This is a genomic window from Sulfuricurvum sp. (assembly GCF_049277495.1).
Classification (GTDB): Bacteria; Campylobacterota; Campylobacteria; order Campylobacterales; family Sulfurimonadaceae; genus Sulfuricurvum.
In genome coordinates, this window is record NZ_JBASYM010000007.1 from 21,338 (window position 1) to 40,820 (window position 19,483).

The following is a 19,483-nucleotide window of genomic DNA, read 5'->3' on the forward strand; positions in this document are numbered from 1 at the left end:
CTCCAATTAATAATTTGATTCATCGTCATCATGACGCGGTGCCGGACGCTCACTGCGTCGTGATCGTGATACAGTTTCGATAGGCTCGCTTGGTAAAAAACGAATACCTAAAAGCTCCCCTAAAAATGTGATGTACGTTCCGCAGTCCCATAGGTGGTTGTCCGCTTTTTCGGTAACTTTGCGCCATTCGCTTTTTTCAACTCCTGTTTTTGAATTGGTTTCAGTATGCTTGTACTCGCTCGTATATTGTTTGACATACCCATCATTTACATTATTATGAAAACTTAGAAGGCTACTTTTTGCAGTCTCACCAGTTGCCACAGCCTCAATAGAGCGTTTTATCTTGGCATCGAGGATATCCTTGTAATACTCCGTATCAAGCTTATAAAGCTTTAATCCGGTTGCTATGGGACGGCCATTTACGTCTTTATCTACATTGCTGACCATGTAGGGGGTACTCATCCGCTGCGACGCACCTTTTACTGGGATACATACATCTGAGTTCATGGCGCAAAACTCATAGACTTCATCCGCCAAATACCCTGAGTCCACCGCACACATGCGTATCATATGCCCACCGCCTGCAGTGTCATAATACGGTGTTCGTATGATCAGCTCAACATCTGCCCACGTTTCAGCACGCCCATAGCGTACCAGGTGCGTGCCGTTCCCATAAGTCAGTGATTTTACTTCAAACCAAAAGTGATCTTTTTGTACGTCAACAGCCATGACAAGAGCAGCAGTTTTAGGAGGGACTATCCCCTCATCAAGAGAGTTTTTAAGGTTTAAAAGTGAATTTTTGTCTGTTATTTCTCTTTTTTCTTTATAAGCTTGAGCTAAACGAGTATTTACAAACCGCTTCATAAGTCGTTTTTCGCCATCTTCCTCAGCTTTTTTAGCAGCAAGATAATCACGTACTATTGATATCCATGAGAGCCATCCTACAGGGCTATAAAAACTAGGCAGTTTATAACCTCTATGATGATGTCCCGGATTTCTTGGCTCCCATTTTGCCCCATTACCCTCATCCATCATTGCAGTTTTTTGATATTCATCGATCAATTCTGAGCAATGTTCACACTTATACTTTACATCTGAAGTAAGCTGATATGTTTCATGATCGTATTCAAATATAAAGTTGTTATCATCTTCATTCCAGTCAAATACAATCATCCCTCCACAATGAGGGCATGGCATCTCGTATTCTCTTTGATCGCTATCCTCATACTCTCGTTCAATCATAGATCCACCCGCTAGAGTTGGGCTAGAGTTTACATATATTTTACGATTACTAAAAGCATCCGCTCGGTTTTTACCAAGTGCAACAGGGTTCCCCTCTCCCTCTACATCATCAGGAAATCGGTCAACGTCATCAAGTATCACTACACGCGCAGAGAATGAAGCAAACGAAGCCGCAGCATTTGACCAACCGATTGAGAGCATCCCTCCATCAAACTCTTTTTCAAACATCCCGCCGGCATCATCTTTTGATTTGGCTGACTTTACTTTTTTGTTCAGTGCAGGGATCATACTGATTGATGGGGAAAGTTTTGTTTTGGAGTGTTTACCTGCCAATCGCTCTGTAGGCATAATCATCTGAATAGGGCATGGATAGGTATCCATATAACATAATATTAGGTTATTCGCTACCTCTGTGAACCCTAGCTGGGTACCTTTGATAACTTTGACCTGTTCCGTAGGTGATTGAGGAGAGAGTTCGTCCATGATTTCACGAAGATATGGAGTTCTTGATGTTCTCCAGCGTCCAGGTTCCGCGCTGGAGCTAGTAGGTAATATCCGCTTCGCATCTGCCCATCCCGATACACTGAGCATCGGATCAGGTTTGAGCCCTTTAAAAAATGCGCTAGTGTAGATAGGATTATGGCTCATAGGCTTATCGCTTCCAATGCAAGTGATAATTCATTCATTAAAATCGTTCTAATACTATGTGAATCATTTTGAGCGGCCAACAACGGAGAAATACGACTAGGTATAGCCAATATTGCATTACGGACAGTTCGTGCCGTCTCGAATGCCTGACGCTCAACTTCACGATTGTCTATAACTTCCCCTGACATCCTCTTATAGTCAAGTTCTGCTTTTTTACCAAGCCAGTATTCTTTGAGTACTTTAGCTTCTGATAATGTAACACCCTCAATACTTGCAGCATCTATGCCTGGTATATCATTAACCCCTGATATTTCTTTTAATTCTGCAGCGGCCTTTTTTGCCTCATCGATCTCACGTCTTCGTTCGGCCTCATATGCTTCACGCTCATCGTCATTCATGTCGGCAACACTCTTATAAGTACCCACTGCCGCAAATAAATCATTAGGCTCTATACGCTTTTTCTCATTTGCCTCTCTCTGAGCGTCACGGGTAGGGTCCTGAGTTGTTTTTATGGCTTCCAGTACCTCAGAGTATCGATAAAACTTTTTAGGGCTTGTAGGCTTTGTATGGTGCGGTATTTTCCCCTCACTTGAAATTTGTGAAAAATACCCTTTTGAATAAGTGATCCCATCTTTGCTCAACCGAGATAGACATTGAGAAGCATTGATCAAATCACTTGACATTATAAGCCCTTTGTTTGTTCAGTAAACGATTTGAACGTGAGAAGTTTAGGAAGTTTGAAACCAAAAAACCACACGTTTTCCGCGAGTCTTAAGCCCCGCACGGCGGGAAGTATGCCGGAGGACCCAATCATTTTCATGCGTCCTTCCCCATATAGAATGCGAGGTTACGCTTCAGTACATCCGCAGCACGTGACGTCACATGATCTTGAATGATAGGCAGTCCAACTTTCTCAAACATCCCGATAGGTCCGACAGTATTTAGGCGCGTGATCTTATTGTTCCCCGTTGATGACTTCACTCCACGTACACGTTCAAAGATACCGATGTTCCCACTCTTCCCTATCATCACGAACGCATGGCGGAACGTATGCACCCCACCGCCTTTGATGATCTTTACTTTCACTTTGCTCTTATTATTTTTATTTTTACGTGTGAGTGAGCTTTGGGTACTCGCCTTGTTTATGAAGTTAAACATAGAAACATATCCCTGCGATCGGATAGATACTGATACCTCTAACCCCTGCTTGGATACGACACGGCTCCCAATATATCTTTTGAGCTGTGAGGTTTTGAGGTTGTATTTTTTCGTTACCTCTTTTTGTCCGGCAGTCATAGCACTGCTCATCACTTCTTTGAGTGTTCTCTTGATTGCTTTCTTCGCAGTGTTTGGGTTTATTGATCTGAGTAACGCTTCTTGTCCGGTCATATCAATCGTTACTATCATGCTGCTCTCCCTGCTGGTTTTAAAAATTCAAGCGAACCTGCTTTAAATAATTCAACCAATCGCTCAGGGGTTAAGACTATAGTACGATTACTACCACTCTCAATGATGCGATTATTAACTCGATCATACTCACCGATAATATCATGATTGCCATGACGTACTTTGATCATCTTAGGAATGTACGAGAGATAAGTTTCGTTTTTGAGGAAGTTTGCGAGGTTATAATGTTTTCCACCTACATCAGGGTCATGGAGGTATTGCACTGCGGATAGGATCAGGATAGATGGATTCATTTCAGTTCGAGTGAATTGTGCGAATGCATCCTCTTTTTTGCCGACGTACTTTGTGTTCTGAGAGTAGATGAAAAAGAGATCCTGAAATTCACCATCATCCCACCATTCTCTACGAAGTTCACGCGCGGTATTATTATCATTTAAATTAAAAGCTTCCCTCGGTTGGCTTTGCTCGTTTTGCTCGGTTGATGTTGTAGAAGTTCCTATATTACGTGCTTTACAAACGCTCGTTTTGCTCGGTTGGCTTTGCTCGTTTTGCTCGGTTTGAAAAATGGCGTGGTTATAGTGTTGCTGATTTTTTATGAATAGATGATCTATAAATAAATCATTCTCAACTTTAAACTCTTTGATCCAATCATGAGAAGTGCTGCGAGATACATCCCATGATTTGGCATAGAAAGATTCACTGTTATGATCTCCATGCTCCATATCATCCCAAAATTCCATAAACGCACGCGCTTTTTTACGACCTGCTACGCCGCGCTCACGCTTGAGCTGCTGGATAAAATCGGTTGGATAATTTTTATAATTCATTCTCATAGGACTACAACCTCAAATTTTTCATTACTTTCTGAGCCTAATGAAACTCGATCCGTATACGATGATGGGGTCTGATAGGTCACAATATCTACTTTGATACTGTCAAACTTCAGCTCCTCTTTGTTGAACCATAACTTGATAGGATAGTGCAGGACTTCCTGACGGTTCTTCTCACATTTAATCTCTATGCCGCCCTCTGTCTTAGTCAACAGCAACTGCATGTCTGCCTCATAGTCAGATAGAACAGAGCCGTAGCTCCCCATCTTCCCATTCTTTAACTCATCTCTTGAACCCTGTACAATCATCATTAGTACAATTCCAGTTTCTTGGACTACTGCGCTAAGTATTGAGTCGATATCCCCTTTTCTCTCAGCATCATTATTGCCCTTATAGCTTCGGTGGTTGAGTTTCATCTTAGAATCTAGCAGAACGAATCGTATACCGTGTTTGCGCCACATCGTACGGATCATACGTGCTACGTCAGAAACATCACGGCTTTTCATCATGTTGGTATCGATGATGTGATACCGCTTCATATTGCTTTTCCCGGTCATACGCTCAGTGTATTTGGCCATCTTCCACTTAGGCATCTCAAAGCTAAAGAAGAGCGTGTCATAGTCCACTGAGGTATTAAATAAAATCTGCTTCAGCAGTGTTGTTTTACCAACGTTACGCTCCCCCCCGATATGAACGAGCTGAGCCGGTTCAAACCCACCGCATAAAAGCTCATCGAGCTTATCAACGCCTGTTCTGATTGGTGCAGGAACAACCATGTTATGAAACTCTTCAATCGCTCTTTCCATCGTGACAGGCATCGTCATACCGCTTTTGATCTGAGACTCACCAAGCGATAGCTCCAGCATTGTTTCAATATCATCAGCGGTATTGTTTTCTTCACCAAGCATCTTACGAATTTTTAATGATAGCCCCTCGAGCTTTCGCTTTCTAGCAAACTCCATGAGCGTATCAATATAGGGTTTGATATTTGCCATGCTAGTTGCTGTCAGCACTTCAATCATGGTTCTTTCGTCAAATTTACCCATAGATACTAAATGCTTTTGAATAAAGCTCTCTTCGATTGGTAACCCTAAAGAGTGAAGTTTTATGATGGCAGCACATATGTCTTTATGCGCTTGCATATAAAACATATCTTCATCGAGGGTAGCTACCATATCATCGATGCTATCAAGATCATGAATAAAAAGGATAGAAGATAAGACTGATCGTTCAAAAGCCAGGTTATAGAGAAGCTGTTCCATCATATCCCCTTAAACCCGCTGCATTTCAGCTCAGACATAATTTTTCTTCTTATTTTTACTTTGATATCAAATGACAAAAGAGGTGTTTTCATAACGATTTTATTCGCGGTTAGAAGGAGATTATGTTTGATACTCATTAGTAAACCCTCGCTCCCTCTTTATTTTCTAACGGGCAACCATACCCACGGTAAAAATACCGCGCATGAAATCCACCACGATCATTTGGCTCATCGATCACCATAATTAAATCTTTGATCCCTGCCTCTAAAAACTTAGCCTTTAAATCAGCGATACGTTGGGATAGATGGCGAATGTTTTTTCCATAGGCTTCGTCATAAGTTAGAGATCCACCCGAAGAGAAAAGAGTGTGAAGCGTATACGGTGTTGAGCCTGCTTTGAAAACTACCTTCGCCATCCCCTACTCCTCACACTCTTTTTTATGGTTTTTAACCATCTCTTCAAACGCTCTCAAATGTTGCCGCGTTTCATACGCTACGCGCTCGAGCTCATCAGCTTCATTCTCATCGATCAGCCCATCATTGTTTTTGAACTCCAAAAACTTGGCCGATAAACTCCCAGCAAATGAGGCGATGGTTAGCAATTCATCCTTGATTGATTCATTTTCTACCTTTGCCGGTGCACTGAAGTTGAATATTCCACCGCATTCTTTGGCAATAGCATCGAGGATGAATTTCTTATCAGGCCCAAGCTCATCGAGTAAAATGGCGAGTTGATCAATACTTAACGCTTTTGGAGCTGAAGGAATGTATGTGGTATAATTTAGCGCAGTGCCGACTTGTATCGTTCCGTTATTACCCGTAAACCCTAGCATAGGGGCGAAGTGCTGACGTGCAGTAATGTTATGGCGAGAACCGAATGCGTTTATCGCCTTGTCAATTGCTTTGTAAAACCATGGAGTTTTTGAGAGAGGCATTTTAGTCCTTTGGGTACTTATCTGAAGAGCGACCCCGAAGGTCCAATCGCCGCTCAGATAAATTGATTGGTTCGACATTGTAAGGTTTATTTCTTACTTTGTCAAGATTATTTCTTATTTTAAATTATAGGAGGCTATAAATGGGTGATAAAAAAATAATTCTTAATGAGGAAACAGGGCAACCGATAGTGGCTGCAATATGCTCAGCTAGAATAGCGGAACGAAATATTGATGAACTGATAGGCTTATGCAAAGGGATCATGGCAGATGGGTCAATCGTGCAAGCTGAAGCAGATTTTCTGCTTAAGTGGATGGAGTCAAACCAAAGTGCGGCACATCAATGGCCGGCAAATATTTTATACTCGCGTATTGAGGGATATTTATCCGATGGCATCTTGGATGATTCCGAAAAAGAAGAGTTATTTACCCTCCTAAAACAAATTACTGGCGGTAATAACATTACAGATATGGTTCAGAGCATGGCTACAACACTTCCGCTTGACACCCCTCCTCCTATTATTGAGTTTGAAAAACGAATATTCTGTCTTACTGGAGCATTCACGGTCGGATCTCGAGATAAAGTAACCAAGCTCATTGAGAGCAAAGGCGGTAAATGCGTAAAAGCCCCTACCCTAAGCACTGACTACCTCGTTATTGGTATTATCGGAAGCCGGGACTGGATACATTCAACACATGGTCGTAAGATAGAGACTGCTATGGAATGGAGAGATACTGGCGAGGTACAGATCAGTATTGTTTCGGAAGAACATTGGATCAAATTTGTCTAAGGAATTAAAATGACATTTCTATTTTTTGCAGTTGGGGCAGTTGTAGCATACTTTACGTGGAAGTATCTATCAAAGGGCCGTATAAAAAAAGGCCATGATAGGTTTAGTTCGCACTTAATCGGGGGAATAGCCGGGTTTATAGCATGGACGATTATTATAGCTATTGGAGTTCCAAAATCAGAAGTGGCGCCAATAGTAGACGAAGTTAAACCCATAGAGGTTGTCGCCACATCAGGTGATACATACATGCAAGATAATAAGCCAACCGAGCAAGCAGTTAAATCTATCTCACCTAAAATAAAATCAGCAAGCGTATATATGCAATATACAGGTGAGCACAAAGGGATGAATAATATTGACATATCATTTAATTCAGGGCAAATATGGGGTGGAGCCCAAGATTGGAACGGGGTAGCAACTACAGCATTTAGCATCAGCAAAGGATTGCTGTTGCGTAGTGATATAGGGAAAATAACGTTTTTGGTTTCATCAGATACCGAAGAACAATGGGCAACGATTGAAGTTTCTAAAACGATGCTACCAACCAACTGGAAAGACTTGACATACTTAGAATTCTTTTCCCATACACAACCTACTAGCCAAAGCGTGGAAGCCGAACAATGGCTCAGTGAGTTTTATAGTAAATATAGCAGCGCGGCCCCCGCTAGATAATTTTTGGAATAGTTATTGCATTACAAGTAGCGATACACACAGAGATGTTACTAAAGGTAAAGTCTTAATTACTTTTATAGGTTTAGATGTAACTATTTATTAAGATTTGACCGATATACTTGGTATTATCAAGTGCGATAGAGTAAGAGTTAAACATAGCGTTAACGTTCTCAGAACGTAAACAAAAATAAGGGTTTTTTTAGATATAATCCCGCAACTTTTAAAAATAGCTAACAGCTAAATTCTGGAAACATGCATAAATTGCCTGAATAAGCTGCACCGCATAGCGTAGTTGGATATATGCTAGACATATAATCCTGGTATTTATTTTAGCAACACACAGAAAAGGGCAACATAATGTCTTATAAAACACAAGAAGAAATATACACACAATGGTTCAACGAAGCCAAAGCACAAAAAGGTCTTATTGACGTAAAATTCCAGCCTGGTGATATCAAATTGACCAGCAAAGAAGAATTTTATAGAGAAGCAAACCATTTCAATGATCAAGCAGATAGCGGTCTTATAACACCATTATTTAAAGTGGTATTTTGAGATATCAGGATATCGTAACTATTCTTCGCGATTTCACTTTTAGCCAAGGCGTAAATGTTAAAGCTCCCATGGATATAAATGAGGAGTTGATTAGAAAAATAGGTACTTATCTAAATTTTAATAATGGTAAATATATTTCAGTTCTCCCGATTGAATCATCTAGCAGGTTAATACTTGGTAAATTAAGACACTTTTCAACACATGTAGAGGTTTTGTTTAACGATACAGCATTAAACCCATGCTGGAGAAGATATATAATTGTGAAAGAGCTATTTCATTTGCTGATGAGTAAAAATGATGAAGGCATTACGGAAGATATTGATAAACTAGTAGATGGTCTTTTTAATGCATCTTTTGGATTTGCAGATGATATAGACCATGAGTATCTTGCAGTTCTATTTGCAGCTGATTTCTTATTACCATATGATCTAACTCAAGCTAAAATAAAAAATCCGAACATTACAGCTACACAAATTGCAGAGGATTTTAAAGCTCCAAAAAATCTTGTAGATTTACTTAGCATGCCAAAGCATATTATTATGCGCGATGAAGCCTATAAAGATTTATAGGCACGAAACAATCTCCTAAAACGACGCCATATCCCTATTGATTACCAAAATAACTTTTCCTACGATATGCATCATTCTCTGATCATCATTTGGATCGTAGACATCTTCATCGTATGATCGGTTATCACTGATGATCTTAATCCCTCGCGTTGTCACCTGTAACCGCTTAACGAGTAACATACTGTCAAACTGCAGCACATAGACTCCATCATGGTCGAAATTGTCTTTTTTATCAACAATGACATAATCGCCCGGATTGATCCGAGGTGACATGCTGTTGCCTATCACTTCGATTGCTTGGATATTATTAATATTTGGCATTGTTTTGAAAAGCATCTTCGCAATCGACACCTCCCCTTTTATCTCTACATCATAGTGGATCTCACCCACCGGTGACCCGCTGGCTTTTGCTGACACTATCGGAACGGAGATAAATTTATTGGTATCGATGGCAGTGGTGGTCGCCTCTGATTTTTTATCTAATTCAAACATTTCACCATCACCCAATATGAGCCATGTTTTACTAATTCCATATTTATCAAGGATAATTCTTACTTGATCATCATTTAGACTTTTTTGCTTTCCTTTTTCGACATCACTAATTGTTTGCTTATTGTTTGCACCTATTTCATCGGCTAAACCCTGCTGTGTTAAATCAAATTTTTTTCGTAATTCTTTAATTCTTTGACCAAAATCAGACATTTTTCTTATTACCTCTTGACATAGTAAGTAATTTATCTTACAATACTTTCATTCGTTCACGTTCTCAGAACGTAAACAAGATTATACACCATCGTTAAAAAAATATAGAAGGTTTGGCAAATATGGCATTTAACCAAGATTTATCTCTCTACCAAAACGTCAAACTAGGACTGCTCGTTTCGGGTAAGAGTTTTGAGACAGCAGCACGTGACCTCAATGCAAAACCCGAATCGATTAAACAGCGTTTGCATAACAAACTGGTCCGTAACGGCAAAAGTACGCCTCTCGATAAACAGATTTATGAATACCTAAAAAAGAACTGCAATGGCTTTACTACCTACTGCCGCGCAAACAAGATCAAAATAGTTTCATAGAGCACACATCGGTGTGATCTATTGAGCCTATGCTCAAATACGGGGCGAGTCGCCCTGAGACCTGACAGTGAAAAGTAACCGTTGATCGGTGGTGCTGGTTTGGGATGAGTTGCCGTGAGGGTGACTGAGCCACGAAGCAGTGGTGTAATTTACCGAGTATCTACATGAGGGTAAGGGCCCTACCCTGATTAAATACTCAACCCGAAGGAATCACCATGGAACAAAACCCCGAGGTTTTCGCCTCTGAGATCGATGCGTTTATCAATGCTTTTAGAGCTATTGGAAACGGAGACATTGCGGATAACACCGCCCGAGCACTGAAAGCATGTGTGAAAGCCACCATGATTCAGGAAAAAAAATCGACGATCACTATTAAATTAGAGATTTCCAAAGTCGCTGACGATCAGATCACTATGGTCGGAGACGTAAGCCATACCATCCCCAGACCGAAGATCAAAACAGGCTTCTTTGTCAATGATCAAACGTTTATGCCATCACGTAACCGACCAAACCAACAAATACTTCCGGGAGTCAACTCATGAAAGAATTTTTAAACAATCTAATGAATGCATTCAAACCACCGATGCAACCTTTGGAAGATGGCTCAATCATCATCCATAATGATTACAAGGTAGATACGGCCAAACAGCCTATCCACTTTAAACCCGCTTTGGCACGTCATGTCGTTTCTCAGAAGATCATCAATAAAGATGACTATATCGCATTCGTAACCGAGTATAAAACCGATGCTACAAAGCTTTTTTATACCGACAACAATGTCCAAGCAGTATTCAACTACATTGCAGTGAATAACCCTGATTATGGAGACAGCTGTGCAACTATGCCGCTCATCCTAACTGATGATTATAAACATTACCGAGCGAATACCTCCAACCAAATCATCCAAAAAGATTTCATCCGCTTCCTCAAACGCATGGAGCCGTACATCGTCGCACTGGATAACAAAAAAGCGGATGACATGGACATCATCGACATGGCGGAGAGTTTGCAGGGCATCACTCAGATCGACAGTATTCAGCGTAACACTTCGAACAAATTCACCATCGACGCAACGGTGCGAACGGGCAAAGCCAATGTTGAGATCCCACGGATTATTACGTTTGAATTTCCAATATATACCAATGATCGTGAGTTAACCACCCGATTTGAAACAGAGCTGTTTTTAAGTGCTCAGGACGGCGTATTCGTCGCAGAGCTGATCTGTTACAACATCGACCAACTCGAAGAGGAAACCCGCCGACAACTCACACAGAGTATCTGTGACGGTATCGAGGGCGTTAAGTCGTATCAAGTTTAACGATGTTGGCGACATTCATGTCGTCGACATACCAAAGAGCTTTCTACGAAGCACAGATTCCCATTGCGGTTTGCTGGGTCACGTAGAGAGCTTAACAAAAGGAGACATGATGAAGTTTAAAAGAATTTATGCGGCGTTAAACGGATTTCCGATCGGGACAGCCCTGCGAATAATCGAAGAACTAAAAAAGGAGAAACAATGTTAGAAAAACCGATCAACCTTAGCACGCCAAACTGGGTCGCTGTAGATTTTGTATCCTACGAAGATAATGATGCTTACGATAAAGCCTTCAAGGGTGTTATTCATGCGATCTTAATTCCTTTGATACTTGGATGGGTTATCACTCCGATAGCTGCTACGATCTATCTTGTAACCGCTGCTGTCTTGTATGGTACCGTGTTTCGCCATAAGTCGCAAGGTTTTTGGGGAATGTTGGTGTTCGTGTTCGGCATCAGTGCGCTTTTGATTATGGCGGTGTGAGATGATTGAAATATTAGACTTCCCTTTGCTAGATTCAGATGTTTACTATGTAGGTCATAAATTAAATGATGATAATGAAGAGCTAGGATGGTCTTGGAGTATTGATGGAATATTTACTTCGCTTGATGAAGCTGTAAAGAATACTGCCAACGATCATTTTATAGTTAGATTTCCTATCAATATAATATTACCAGATCAGCTTACCCACCCTAAACAATCATGGTGGATGATAAAAGGCGAATTATTACAATCTGAAATTTTTATGGAGGCATAAGATGCTAACCCCAACCCACTTCCAATTTGCCCTCGAGGGCGCAACCGTATATTCTCCGGGGAAGATGCCCTGCGTTGTCCATGACGTGACGGATGACCTAATCGAGTACCAATGCATAGATGAAGTCCATCGTGATTCAGAGACCCTATTCTACCCCGAAGGCAAACCGCTGATCCGAACCATGGACCAATACACGTTCTGCGAGTGGTTCACCCTCGACCCATCATTCTAAATTAGGAGTAATCATGCAATATTTCGCACACTGCCCATCATGTGAGCTTTTAGTACTAGCGGTGGCACTTACAGCGATATGGTTCGCAATCTTTTTGGCAAGTTTCAGACCTAAACGAAGATGGGGATGTAACCCACATGATGCAAAGTACGGGAGAAAATAATGAGTACCTACGAGAGAGTATTTCAACACGTTCACAAATCACAAAATGTTTCTTCGCTTGAGATAGCGAAGCGGGAGATTGAAGAGATGCTAAGGGTGAAGTCATGAATAGAATAGAAATGTCGTTAATGATAGCAGGGCTTACCGCTATGTCATGCGGAGCAAGACCAATCCAAATGCACCAATCAAAACCAAAACCCACGCAAAGCGAAGAGGCAAAACAAGCCGCTTTAGCTAAAGCTCAGGCTAAACGAGATCGAAAGGCAAAAAGATGAATCAATTCTTACAACTGGTCGAAAAAGAGCGAACCCGCCAGATCGTCCAAAAGGGATACACCACCGAACATGATGACGAACATGTAGATGGAGAGCTTGCAGATGCTGCGGCGTGTTATGTAACTGATAATACTGAATATATTGATCTATCAGAAATGTGGCCATGGAGCTTTGAGTTTTTCAAAAAAGAAGATCACTCACGAAAACAACAGCTTATCATCGCTGCCGCTTTTATCAATGCCGAATATGATCGTATTGTAAGAGCAGAACAAAAACAAAACGGAGAAACACATGAAATTCATTAGTATTGACATCGAAACCACAGGGCTTGACCCACAAAAAAACCAAATATTAGAGTTCGGAGCTATCGCTATAGATACCTCTAAGCATGAACCGTATATCGATTCTTTTAGGGCAGTATTCATCCATCAAGAGTTGACTGGTAACCCTATCGCGTTGACGATGAACGCAGGGCTTATCAATGAGATCAATACAGTTTTAAAAGATAAAGACACTCTTTATATTTTACAAAGTAGTGCTTCTGATACAGTCTATGTCCGTAATTCACAAGGATTTCAAGAATATTTCGATGAATGGTTACAGTCGATCAACTTTACCGAGCGCCTAACACTTGCAGGGAAGAATCTCGCATCGTTTGACCTCAAATTCATCGAAGCGGCAGGCATTAAAATCAAGTACCGTCATCGTATGATTGATCCGGCGATACTCTATGTCGATTGGGAAAAAGATGAAACATTACCTGATCTACAACAATGCCTTGATCGTGCTGGTATCGTTAAATCCGTAGAGCATACATCACTTGGAGATGCAGGAGATGTAGCGGAGTTGGTCTTGAAGAAGCTATTATGCAGCTGATATTACGAATCGATGGTGTAGAGACTGACGACACGGATAAAGTGGAAGAACTAGAACTTTTATGTGTATCGAAAAAACGATACGGCTCAGTTGAGCTTTGTTTCCGTGGCGGTGGTTGGAATATACCTTTTGCCAAAATCAAGCTTTATGATTCAAACCTAGCCATCGATGCTGATGCAACTTTCGAGAGTGCATTATTTCTTGGTGATGAGATTTGCCGAAGATGGAACTTACAAAATGAAAAAATTGCCGAAGCCATAAATTGCGTTCGGATACCAGTCGATCATGAGCTTGAAAGTATGGATAATAATCCACTTCTAAAATCGTTTTTAAAAACTTCTGTTCAATAAGAGGAAGCGGCGTAAGCCCTCCTCTCCAATCACCCCATGCCCCACACTAAATCCGTCCAACCATTCCGCACACCTACGGGTTTACTGTGAGCCATTATCCAAAGGAATAACAATGACACAATTAGAATTTCACGATAAATTTCAGACTGATGAACAAATGTTTGTTTGGGCAAATGAAGCAGAAGAGAAGATTGCGAAACTCGAATCCGAAAATGCAAAGCTCAAAGAACCTAAGACATGTTTGACATGTCACCTATTTGAGGATAACTCATGCATACACCCTGAAGTAGAAGATTTTTACGTACCTCAATACATTCATCATAGCGGGTGCGGACTGCATGAACTAGAGGAAGGATAATGCCAATAGAACGCATACGGTACCGCTATTGGTTCTTCATATTCAAAACCAAAGACAAATTTAGAACACTGATAAAGAGGAGACGACGATGAGACTACATATCAAAAAAGTACCATCCAAAAGCCATTTTCGTAATTTCGACTATGAATTTTATCGTGGTGATGAGTTGATCGCCGTATGTACCAACGTTCACACTGCAAATCACTTGATGATGTTAGAACTTAAAAAGGTAAAGCGATGAAGCGAGAAAAGCTTACTCATGGTGAGGCTTTCTTCGAGCGTAAAAAAGCTTTTGAACAAAGTAACGCATCGGCGTTAAATATGAGATCATTTGACACTATCCCTCCACGTATGAGCAGAGAAAAAGCCCTGAAATATTATGGCAAAAAACTACGTGAAGCCTTTGGAACCCAAGACCAAGAACCCGATGATTTTATAAACGTAGATCACCGCTTTGATTACTACGAAGCACAAAGAATTTTAGAACGAATGGGGAGAGCGGGATGAAACTTGACTTCATTGGGTGTGAAATTAGAGATGGTGATCCGCTTTGGATAATCAAAGGCGACTCGACGAGGGTTGAAGCATATCGAAGAGGTGATACCGTTATCCCATGTGGGTTAAAGCATTCGTGTTTACAGCAAACTCTACAAGATGGAAAAAATAGCCGTGTTGATTTACAACGATCTTGGTATGAAAATTATTTGATAAAAAAGGTTCAACGATGACCCGCCAATCAGCCAAAACCACTATCCGCAGTCGAGTAGTCGTAAACGTAACCCATATCAAAAGCCTACACGCAGTGGACGAAGTGATCGATCAGCTATGTGATGAACACGAAGCACGGATGAAAGAAAAAGACCTCAAAATCGAATGGCTACAAGATTGTATAGATAAGCGAAATGAGTTTGATAAAAAGTATGGAGAGCAAGCATGAAAATATATGAAGCTATAAAACGATTAGAAGATTCAAGCGTTATTTTGCGAAATCAAAATGGTGAGCTATTTCAAAACTACAATAGTTATTCTTTCTTTGTAACTTATTCTGATACAACGAGGCCAACCCAAGGCTCAATTGGCGGGTCAATAAAACATGATGACTTTATAAAAACATATCTTGACGATGAATTCGAGATTGTTCCTCAATGGTACAACGATGTCAAATATCCTATTCTTTGCAAAGTAAAAGAGAATGGATGGAGTGATTACAAAATCGTGAGCATCAAATCAAGAAGCGGGGTGATGATGCAAACTAATTTTGGTGAATCATACATTCTTAGATATGGGATAAAAATTGTTCCACTATCAAAAGAGGAATGCTTGGAAATATTTTATAAAGAGGAGGTATCCAATGGAATTGCTTGACAAATATATAACTGACAAACAAGTCATAGAAAAATTCGGTATTGCCAAGGGGACTCTTGCAAACTATCGGAGTCAAGGAAAATTATCATACTCAAAATTTGGAGGATCAGTTATTTATAAAGTTTCTGATATCGAGGAATTTTTAGAGAGAAATCGTATTGAGAAATCAGCTTGATTTTGAAGAAATGGTGGGTCAAGCAGGACTTGAACCTGCAACTACACCGTTATGAGCGGTGGGCTCTAACCATTGAACTATTGACCCATTTTGTAGCGAAGCCGTCACCTAAGCCGTCACCGTAAAAGAATTCAGACCGTTTAACGCCCTATCTGTAGGCATTCCACTCTTTTAGATTCACCCGTTATGAGCGGGGGGCTCTAACCACTGAACTATTGACCCGTGTTTGAGGAGCGCCATTATAAACGCTCTTTAATTAGACGAAGCTTTTTTTACCCGTATCTCCGTAAAGATATCGAAATCGGTACGCGAGAAGATTTTCCATCACGGCCAAAAGAACCATAAAATTGACAAAACTGCTCCCTCCGTAGCTGAACATCGGCAACGGAACCCCGACGACGGGGGCAAATCCGATCGTCATGGCGATATTGACCGCCATATAGATGAAAAAGAGGAGAGAAAGCCCCCCTGCGACCACTTTGATGTAATAGTCTTCCGTCCAAAAAGCGATCATCATCAGATGGATAATCAGTGCCGCATAAAGGGTGATCAAAAGAAATGCTCCGAAAAAACCGAAACGCTCCACCACATAGGCAAAAATAAAGTCGCTTGAGGCAATGGGGAGAAATTTCATCTGCGTTTGGGTCGCGTCTTCTTTTTGTTTTCCGAAAAAGCCTCCTGAACCGACGGCGATAATCGACTGTTCGACATGGTAGCTCGGTTTTTCGCTGACAAAATCGGTCAAACGCTGCTTTTGGTAATCATGCAGCTGCGTATAGATAAGAGGCAGGGAGATGATAAACGCGGTGATCAATCCGACCCAGATTTTCCAGTGTACCCCGACGATAAACAAAATCCCGAATCCCAAAAGTACCAAAACGCTGGCCGTCCCCAAATCGGGCTCTTTGGCAATCAGGAAAAACGGCATAAGGATAAAAAAGGATATTTTGGCAAACGCTTTTAACCCGTATCCGTCCCGTGGCGGAGGATTACGGCTGATCAGATAAGCGAGCATCAGGACAAATGCGGGTTTCAGCAGTTCCGAGGGCTGTAGGGTAAAATGGATAAACGGGATCTCGATCCACCGTTTTGCCCCCAATCGCGAGTGTCCTACAAATTCTACGGCGATGAGAAGCAAAATACTTCCCCAGTAGGCTATCGGTATCATCCAGAGAAGTTTTCGGATAGGGAGAAGAAAAAGGGTAATAAAGACGCCGATTCCGACCGAAACATAAACCATATGTTTTTGTCCCAGAGTGGGATGAATCTCGTAAATCAGCCAACCTGACATAAAAACCAGAGGAATCAGTAAGATAACAGTTATGAAATCAAAGTGTGCTAAAATTCGCCGATCAATATTAAGCACTACGGTCCTTCTTTTTTTGCTAATTGTAGCATAGCGGGCTTATAACTTTATTTTAACGTTTTCAGACACAATACCAAAAGGCACCCTATTTTGACACAAGAAGAATCACAATTCATGACGGACGAAGCGATTCGTCTCGATGTTTTTTTAACACAGCAGTTAGGACAGACACGCAATCAGATTGCCCAGCTCATCGAACAAGAGTGTGTCACCGTCGATGGCAAACCTACCGCTAAATCAGGTTTAAAACTTAGACCAAACCAAAAAGTCCATATCCGTTTCCCGGAACAAAAATCGACTCCGGCACTCCAAATCGATTTTGATGTCGAAATCTTGTTTGAAGACGATGACATTCTCGTCATCAATAAACCCAGTTCTCTCACCGTCCACCCTGCCCCGAGTGTCAAAGAACCGACACTGGTCGATTGGCTCAAACATAAAGGGATCAGCCTCTCAACGCTCAGCGGCGAAGAGCGTCACGGGATCGTACACCGTCTCGACCGCGGCACGAGCGGTGCGATGGTCATCGCAAAAAACAATAATGCGCATGAAGCACTCTCATTGCAGCTGCAAGACAAAACGATGGGACGCTTTTATCTCGCCGTCATCACCCCTCCGCTGAAAGAGCAGGTCACCATTATCGACCGTCCGATCGGGCGAAGCGCGAACAACCGTCTCAAAATGGCAATCAGCGAAACAGGCAAAAGTGCCAAAACCGAATTTCGCAAACTCCTCCCGAGCCATGACGAGACCGAAGAGCTGATCGTCTGTAAACTCTACACCGGACGGACCCATCAGATCCGGGTCCATTTGGAGTCGATCAGCCGCCATATTCTGGGAGATCACCTCTACGGAACATCGCCGAAAAGCGACAAAATGGAACGTATCTTGCTTCATGCCTATAACCTCTATTTTACCCACCCGACGACCCAAAAGACGGTTACATTTACCGCCGCTTTAAGTCCGGTGATGGAAGATTATTTAAATAAACATTTTGATTCAAAGGAATATCATGAACTCATCGATCCGCTACGCATTAAGCATCTCTTTAGCACTGAGTCTCTTTAGCGGCTGTGCGGTTCAGCCTGCTGCTCCGCAAAAAACAGTCACGATAGATTCGACCCTTCCTATCCCCTCGATGAACGGTTTTATCGCCGATATCACGTCGGTCGCATTTGAGTGGAAACCGGTCAGTGATCCGAGAGTAACCGGATTTTACGTTTATCGCAATACCCCAGGTGCCGAGGATCAAAAGCTTCAGCGCATCGCAACGATTGACAGCCGTTTCGCAACCCATTACGTCGACAGCGATCTCAAGCCGGGGAGCGAATATCAGTACCGCTTTTCCGCGATTACCAAAGAAGGGAGCGAATCGGTTGCCAGTGAAACGACTGTCGTAGCGACACAGCCGATGATCGCGCCGGTCAGCTTTTTCCAATCGGTCGGAAACATGCCCCGCAGCGCCAAACTTCTCTGGCGTCCGCATCCAAACGGAAAGATCAACGGCTATATCCTCGAACGCCAAAATGCAACCGATCAAAAATGGGTTGAGATAGCAACCATCACCGGACGTTTGAATGCTGAATTTATCGATTCAAACCTCAAAGACGGCCAAGTCTATTTCTACCGTATCAAAGCAACCACGTTTGATAAACTCTCAACCGAGCCGAGTGAAACGACCAAAGTAATCACCAAGCCACTTCCGCCGGAGATTAAAAACATTACCAGTACCAACGACCTTCCACGGGCCATTACTCTGACATGGGAGCCAAGTACCCTCAGCGATTTGAGCCACTACAACATCTATCGCTCAAGTACCCCTAACGGTTCTTTCGCATACCATGTCAAACTCGAAACGACCAGCTTCACCGATACGATCACCGAAGACGGAAAGTTCTATTTTTACAAAATCACCGCAGTGGATAAAGACGGGTTGGAGAGCCCTCTTTCATCGGTAGCGACACAAGGTTCAACCCTTTCCAAACCGCTCACACCGATTGCGTATGAGGGGAAAATCGTTGATCGTGCCGTAGATTTGCAATGGAAAAACAACGACCCTCGCAGCGTTTCGTATTCCGTCATCAAAACCACCAAGACAAGCTGGGTCAGCCGAGAGAGTATCGATATCAACAACATCACGGACACCCGTTTTCACGATGGTGATATCAAACCCGACGTCGATTATCTGTATGAAATCGTAAGCGTCGATAAAAACGGTATCCGGTCTCTTCCGACGCCGGCAATCGAACTTCGTTACGAGGCAAAATAG

General features: G+C 41.9%; 31 protein-coding genes and 1 tRNA gene. 22 read left to right on the plus strand and 10 right to left on the minus strand.

Translation table 11 applies throughout. The annotated features are described in order from the left end of the window. Positions 1-6 precede the first annotated feature (6 nt). The 7 genes from WAO38_RS01085 to WAO38_RS01115 all read right to left on the minus strand — a co-directional run bounded on the left by WAO38_RS01085 (position 7) and on the right by WAO38_RS01115 (position 6,401). Positions 7-1,890: a terminase gpA endonuclease subunit gene (locus WAO38_RS01085; protein ID WP_422233508.1), complete on the minus strand. Its 1,884-nt coding sequence runs from the start codon at positions 1,888-1,890 to the stop codon at positions 7-9. After that, the gene (locus WAO38_RS01090; protein WP_422233510.1) at positions 1,887-2,573 is read right to left on the minus strand and encodes a hypothetical protein; all 687 of its coding nucleotides are present in this window, start codon (positions 2,571-2,573) and stop codon (positions 1,887-1,889) included. Before WAO38_RS01090 ends, WAO38_RS01085 begins: the two co-directional genes overlap by 4 nt. A 133-nt stretch (positions 2,574-2,706) precedes the next feature. Beyond that, on the minus strand, positions 2,707-3,297 hold the full coding sequence (locus WAO38_RS01095; RefSeq protein ID WP_422233512.1) for a hypothetical protein: 591 nt from the start codon (positions 3,295-3,297) through the stop codon (positions 2,707-2,709). Further along, entirely contained in the window at positions 3,294-4,130 is an 837-nt protein-coding gene (locus tag WAO38_RS01100; protein WP_422233513.1) for a hypothetical protein, read from the minus strand. The genes WAO38_RS01095 and WAO38_RS01100 overlap by 4 nt, the downstream gene beginning before the upstream one ends. After that, on the minus strand, positions 4,127-5,389 hold the full coding sequence (locus WAO38_RS01105) for a DnaB-like helicase N-terminal domain-containing protein (RefSeq protein WP_422233515.1): 1,263 nt from the start codon (positions 5,387-5,389) through the stop codon (positions 4,127-4,129). The genes WAO38_RS01100 and WAO38_RS01105 overlap by 4 nt, the downstream gene beginning before the upstream one ends. A gap of 136 nt (positions 5,390-5,525) precedes the next feature. Further along, the gene (locus tag WAO38_RS01110) at positions 5,526-5,804 is read right to left on the minus strand and encodes a hypothetical protein (RefSeq protein WP_422233517.1); all 279 of its coding nucleotides are present in this window, start codon (positions 5,802-5,804) and stop codon (positions 5,526-5,528) included. Between the two features lie 3 nt (positions 5,805-5,807). Then, on the minus strand, positions 5,808-6,401 hold the full coding sequence (locus WAO38_RS01115) for a hypothetical protein (protein WP_422233519.1): 594 nt from the start codon (positions 6,399-6,401) through the stop codon (positions 5,808-5,810). A gap of 62 nt (positions 6,402-6,463) precedes the next feature. Between WAO38_RS01115 and WAO38_RS01120 the strand changes: the two genes are divergently transcribed. The 4 genes from WAO38_RS01120 to WAO38_RS01135 all read left to right on the plus strand — a co-directional run bounded on the left by WAO38_RS01120 (position 6,464) and on the right by WAO38_RS01135 (position 8,907). Then, positions 6,464-7,111 (plus strand): BRCT domain-containing protein, encoded by a 648-nt coding sequence (locus tag WAO38_RS01120; RefSeq protein WP_422233521.1) that lies wholly within the window; start codon positions 6,464-6,466, stop codon positions 7,109-7,111. Between the two features lie 9 nt (positions 7,112-7,120). Continuing rightward, entirely contained in the window at positions 7,121-7,783 is a 663-nt protein-coding gene (locus tag WAO38_RS01125; RefSeq protein ID WP_422233522.1) for a hypothetical protein, read from the plus strand. 357 nt (positions 7,784-8,140) lie between these two features. After that, positions 8,141-8,338: a hypothetical protein gene (locus WAO38_RS01130; RefSeq protein WP_422233523.1), complete on the plus strand. Its 198-nt coding sequence runs from the start codon at positions 8,141-8,143 to the stop codon at positions 8,336-8,338. Next, complete coding sequence (locus tag WAO38_RS01135; RefSeq protein WP_422233525.1) at positions 8,335-8,907, plus strand: ImmA/IrrE family metallo-endopeptidase; 573 nt, start codon at positions 8,335-8,337, stop codon at positions 8,905-8,907. Before WAO38_RS01130 ends, WAO38_RS01135 begins: the two co-directional genes overlap by 4 nt. A 15-nt stretch (positions 8,908-8,922) precedes the next feature. Here the strand turns inward: WAO38_RS01135 and WAO38_RS01140 are convergent, their stop codons facing one another. Continuing rightward, positions 8,923-9,609 (minus strand): XRE family transcriptional regulator, encoded by a 687-nt coding sequence (locus WAO38_RS01140; RefSeq protein WP_422233526.1) that lies wholly within the window; start codon positions 9,607-9,609, stop codon positions 8,923-8,925. A gap of 122 nt (positions 9,610-9,731) precedes the next feature. Between WAO38_RS01140 and WAO38_RS01145 the strand changes: the two genes are divergently transcribed. From WAO38_RS01145 to WAO38_RS01220, 16 genes are all read left to right on the plus strand, one after another. Further along, on the plus strand, positions 9,732-9,983 hold the full coding sequence (locus tag WAO38_RS01145) for a hypothetical protein (RefSeq protein WP_422233528.1): 252 nt from the start codon (positions 9,732-9,734) through the stop codon (positions 9,981-9,983). 215 nt (positions 9,984-10,198) lie between these two features. Beyond that, positions 10,199-10,525 carry a hypothetical protein gene (locus WAO38_RS01150; RefSeq protein WP_422233530.1) on the plus strand — a complete coding sequence of 109 codons (327 nt, stop codon included), beginning with the start codon at positions 10,199-10,201 and terminating at the stop codon, positions 10,523-10,525. Next, positions 10,522-11,301, plus strand: coding sequence for a DUF2303 family protein (locus WAO38_RS01155; protein ID WP_422233532.1), 780 nt, complete (start codon positions 10,522-10,524; stop codon positions 11,299-11,301). Before WAO38_RS01150 ends, WAO38_RS01155 begins: the two co-directional genes overlap by 4 nt. 198 nt (positions 11,302-11,499) lie before the next feature. Beyond that, positions 11,500-11,781, plus strand: coding sequence for a hypothetical protein (locus WAO38_RS01160; protein WP_422233534.1), 282 nt, complete (start codon positions 11,500-11,502; stop codon positions 11,779-11,781). Between the two features lies 1 nt (position 11,782). Continuing rightward, positions 11,783-12,055 carry a hypothetical protein gene (locus WAO38_RS01165; RefSeq protein ID WP_422233536.1) on the plus strand — a complete coding sequence of 91 codons (273 nt, stop codon included), beginning with the start codon at positions 11,783-11,785 and terminating at the stop codon, positions 12,053-12,055. Position 12,056: 1 nt separating this feature from the next. Then, complete coding sequence (locus WAO38_RS01170) at positions 12,057-12,287, plus strand: hypothetical protein (RefSeq protein ID WP_422233538.1); 231 nt, start codon at positions 12,057-12,059, stop codon at positions 12,285-12,287. 266 nt (positions 12,288-12,553) lie between these two features. Further along, positions 12,554-12,724 (plus strand): hypothetical protein, encoded by a 171-nt coding sequence (locus WAO38_RS01175; RefSeq protein ID WP_422233540.1) that lies wholly within the window; start codon positions 12,554-12,556, stop codon positions 12,722-12,724. After that, positions 12,721-13,029: a hypothetical protein gene (locus WAO38_RS01180; protein WP_422233542.1), complete on the plus strand. Its 309-nt coding sequence runs from the start codon at positions 12,721-12,723 to the stop codon at positions 13,027-13,029. Before WAO38_RS01175 ends, WAO38_RS01180 begins: the two co-directional genes overlap by 4 nt. Beyond that, positions 13,016-13,600 carry an exonuclease domain-containing protein gene (locus tag WAO38_RS01185; RefSeq protein WP_422233543.1) on the plus strand — a complete coding sequence of 195 codons (585 nt, stop codon included), beginning with the start codon at positions 13,016-13,018 and terminating at the stop codon, positions 13,598-13,600. The genes WAO38_RS01180 and WAO38_RS01185 overlap by 14 nt, the downstream gene beginning before the upstream one ends. Then, entirely contained in the window at positions 13,591-13,950 is a 360-nt protein-coding gene (locus WAO38_RS01190; RefSeq protein ID WP_422233545.1) for a hypothetical protein, read from the plus strand. The genes WAO38_RS01185 and WAO38_RS01190 overlap by 10 nt, the downstream gene beginning before the upstream one ends. A 112-nt stretch (positions 13,951-14,062) precedes the next feature. Continuing rightward, a complete protein-coding gene (locus WAO38_RS01195; RefSeq protein WP_422233547.1) occupies positions 14,063-14,308 on the plus strand; it encodes a hypothetical protein in 246 nt (81 codons plus the stop codon). Positions 14,309-14,396: 88 nt separating this feature from the next. After that, complete coding sequence (locus tag WAO38_RS01200) at positions 14,397-14,549, plus strand: hypothetical protein (RefSeq protein ID WP_422233549.1); 153 nt, start codon at positions 14,397-14,399, stop codon at positions 14,547-14,549. Beyond that, positions 14,546-14,815, plus strand: a complete 270-nt coding sequence (locus WAO38_RS01205; RefSeq protein WP_422233551.1) for a hypothetical protein — start codon at positions 14,546-14,548, stop codon at positions 14,813-14,815. The genes WAO38_RS01200 and WAO38_RS01205 overlap by 4 nt, the downstream gene beginning before the upstream one ends. A gap of 217 nt (positions 14,816-15,032) precedes the next feature. Next, on the plus strand, positions 15,033-15,245 hold the full coding sequence (locus WAO38_RS01210) for a hypothetical protein (protein ID WP_422233552.1): 213 nt from the start codon (positions 15,033-15,035) through the stop codon (positions 15,243-15,245). After that, positions 15,242-15,673: a hypothetical protein gene (locus WAO38_RS01215; RefSeq protein WP_422233554.1), complete on the plus strand. Its 432-nt coding sequence runs from the start codon at positions 15,242-15,244 to the stop codon at positions 15,671-15,673. The genes WAO38_RS01210 and WAO38_RS01215 overlap by 4 nt, the downstream gene beginning before the upstream one ends. Continuing rightward, positions 15,660-15,848: a helix-turn-helix domain-containing protein gene (locus WAO38_RS01220; RefSeq protein WP_422233556.1), complete on the plus strand. Its 189-nt coding sequence runs from the start codon at positions 15,660-15,662 to the stop codon at positions 15,846-15,848. The genes WAO38_RS01215 and WAO38_RS01220 overlap by 14 nt, the downstream gene beginning before the upstream one ends. An 11-nt stretch (positions 15,849-15,859) precedes the next feature. Here WAO38_RS01220 and WAO38_RS01225 read toward each other — a convergent pair. Both WAO38_RS01225 and WAO38_RS01230 read right to left on the minus strand, forming a co-directional pair. Continuing rightward, a tRNA-Ile gene (locus WAO38_RS01225) sits at positions 15,860-15,935 on the minus strand. A gap of 169 nt (positions 15,936-16,104) precedes the next feature. Then, a complete protein-coding gene (locus WAO38_RS01230) occupies positions 16,105-17,214 on the minus strand; it encodes an FtsW/RodA/SpoVE family cell cycle protein (RefSeq protein WP_422233558.1) in 1,110 nt (369 codons plus the stop codon). A 90-nt stretch (positions 17,215-17,304) separates the two neighbouring features. On the opposite strand from WAO38_RS01230, the gene WAO38_RS01235 reads away from it, so the two are divergent. Both WAO38_RS01235 and WAO38_RS01240 read left to right on the plus strand, forming a co-directional pair. Continuing rightward, the gene (locus WAO38_RS01235) at positions 17,305-18,282 is read left to right on the plus strand and encodes an RluA family pseudouridine synthase (protein ID WP_422233560.1); all 978 of its coding nucleotides are present in this window, start codon (positions 17,305-17,307) and stop codon (positions 18,280-18,282) included. After that, positions 18,227-19,483 (plus strand): fibronectin type III domain-containing protein, encoded by a 1,257-nt coding sequence (locus WAO38_RS01240; protein ID WP_422233562.1) that lies wholly within the window; start codon positions 18,227-18,229, stop codon positions 19,481-19,483. Before WAO38_RS01235 ends, WAO38_RS01240 begins: the two co-directional genes overlap by 56 nt.

Excerpts from the sequence above, each read along its gene's own strand:
- WAO38_RS01085 (WP_422233508.1), bottom strand. The coding sequence starts at position 1,890 with ATGAGCCATAATCCTATCTACACTAGCGCATTTTTTAAAGGGCTCAAA.
- WAO38_RS01090 (WP_422233510.1), bottom strand. The coding sequence starts at position 2,573 with ATGTCAAGTGATTTGATCAATGCTTCTCAATGTCTATCTCGGTTGAGC.
- WAO38_RS01095 (WP_422233512.1), bottom strand. The coding sequence starts at position 3,297 with ATGATAGTAACGATTGATATGACCGGACAAGAAGCGTTACTCAGATCA.
- WAO38_RS01100 (WP_422233513.1), bottom strand. The coding sequence starts at position 4,130 with ATGAGAATGAATTATAAAAATTATCCAACCGATTTTATCCAGCAGCTC.
- WAO38_RS01105 (WP_422233515.1), bottom strand. The coding sequence starts at position 5,389 with ATGGAACAGCTTCTCTATAACCTGGCTTTTGAACGATCAGTCTTATCT.
- WAO38_RS01110 (WP_422233517.1), bottom strand. The coding sequence starts at position 5,804 with ATGGCGAAGGTAGTTTTCAAAGCAGGCTCAACACCGTATACGCTTCAC.
- WAO38_RS01115 (WP_422233519.1), bottom strand. The coding sequence starts at position 6,401 with ATGTCGAACCAATCAATTTATCTGAGCGGCGATTGGACCTTCGGGGTC.
- WAO38_RS01120 (WP_422233521.1), top strand. The coding sequence starts at position 6,464 with ATGGGTGATAAAAAAATAATTCTTAATGAGGAAACAGGGCAACCGATA.
- WAO38_RS01125 (WP_422233522.1), top strand. The coding sequence starts at position 7,121 with ATGACATTTCTATTTTTTGCAGTTGGGGCAGTTGTAGCATACTTTACG.
- WAO38_RS01130 (WP_422233523.1), top strand. The coding sequence starts at position 8,141 with ATGTCTTATAAAACACAAGAAGAAATATACACACAATGGTTCAACGAA.
- WAO38_RS01140 (WP_422233526.1), bottom strand. The coding sequence starts at position 9,609 with ATGTCTGATTTTGGTCAAAGAATTAAAGAATTACGAAAAAAATTTGAT.
- WAO38_RS01145 (WP_422233528.1), top strand. The coding sequence starts at position 9,732 with ATGGCATTTAACCAAGATTTATCTCTCTACCAAAACGTCAAACTAGGA.
- WAO38_RS01150 (WP_422233530.1), top strand. The coding sequence starts at position 10,199 with ATGGAACAAAACCCCGAGGTTTTCGCCTCTGAGATCGATGCGTTTATC.
- WAO38_RS01155 (WP_422233532.1), top strand. The coding sequence starts at position 10,522 with ATGAAAGAATTTTTAAACAATCTAATGAATGCATTCAAACCACCGATG.
- WAO38_RS01160 (WP_422233534.1), top strand. The coding sequence starts at position 11,500 with ATGTTAGAAAAACCGATCAACCTTAGCACGCCAAACTGGGTCGCTGTA.
- WAO38_RS01165 (WP_422233536.1), top strand. The coding sequence starts at position 11,783 with ATGATTGAAATATTAGACTTCCCTTTGCTAGATTCAGATGTTTACTAT.
- WAO38_RS01170 (WP_422233538.1), top strand. The coding sequence starts at position 12,057 with ATGCTAACCCCAACCCACTTCCAATTTGCCCTCGAGGGCGCAACCGTA.
- WAO38_RS01175 (WP_422233540.1), top strand. The coding sequence starts at position 12,554 with ATGAATAGAATAGAAATGTCGTTAATGATAGCAGGGCTTACCGCTATG.
- WAO38_RS01180 (WP_422233542.1), top strand. The coding sequence starts at position 12,721 with ATGAATCAATTCTTACAACTGGTCGAAAAAGAGCGAACCCGCCAGATC.
- WAO38_RS01185 (WP_422233543.1), top strand. The coding sequence starts at position 13,016 with ATGAAATTCATTAGTATTGACATCGAAACCACAGGGCTTGACCCACAA.
- WAO38_RS01190 (WP_422233545.1), top strand. The coding sequence starts at position 13,591 with ATGCAGCTGATATTACGAATCGATGGTGTAGAGACTGACGACACGGAT.
- WAO38_RS01195 (WP_422233547.1), top strand. The coding sequence starts at position 14,063 with ATGACACAATTAGAATTTCACGATAAATTTCAGACTGATGAACAAATG.
- WAO38_RS01200 (WP_422233549.1), top strand. The coding sequence starts at position 14,397 with ATGAGACTACATATCAAAAAAGTACCATCCAAAAGCCATTTTCGTAAT.
- WAO38_RS01205 (WP_422233551.1), top strand. The coding sequence starts at position 14,546 with ATGAAGCGAGAAAAGCTTACTCATGGTGAGGCTTTCTTCGAGCGTAAA.
- WAO38_RS01210 (WP_422233552.1), top strand. The coding sequence starts at position 15,033 with ATGACCCGCCAATCAGCCAAAACCACTATCCGCAGTCGAGTAGTCGTA.
- WAO38_RS01215 (WP_422233554.1), top strand. The coding sequence starts at position 15,242 with ATGAAAATATATGAAGCTATAAAACGATTAGAAGATTCAAGCGTTATT.
- WAO38_RS01220 (WP_422233556.1), top strand. The coding sequence starts at position 15,660 with ATGGAATTGCTTGACAAATATATAACTGACAAACAAGTCATAGAAAAA.
- WAO38_RS01240 (WP_422233562.1), top strand. The coding sequence starts at position 18,227 with ATGAACTCATCGATCCGCTACGCATTAAGCATCTCTTTAGCACTGAGT.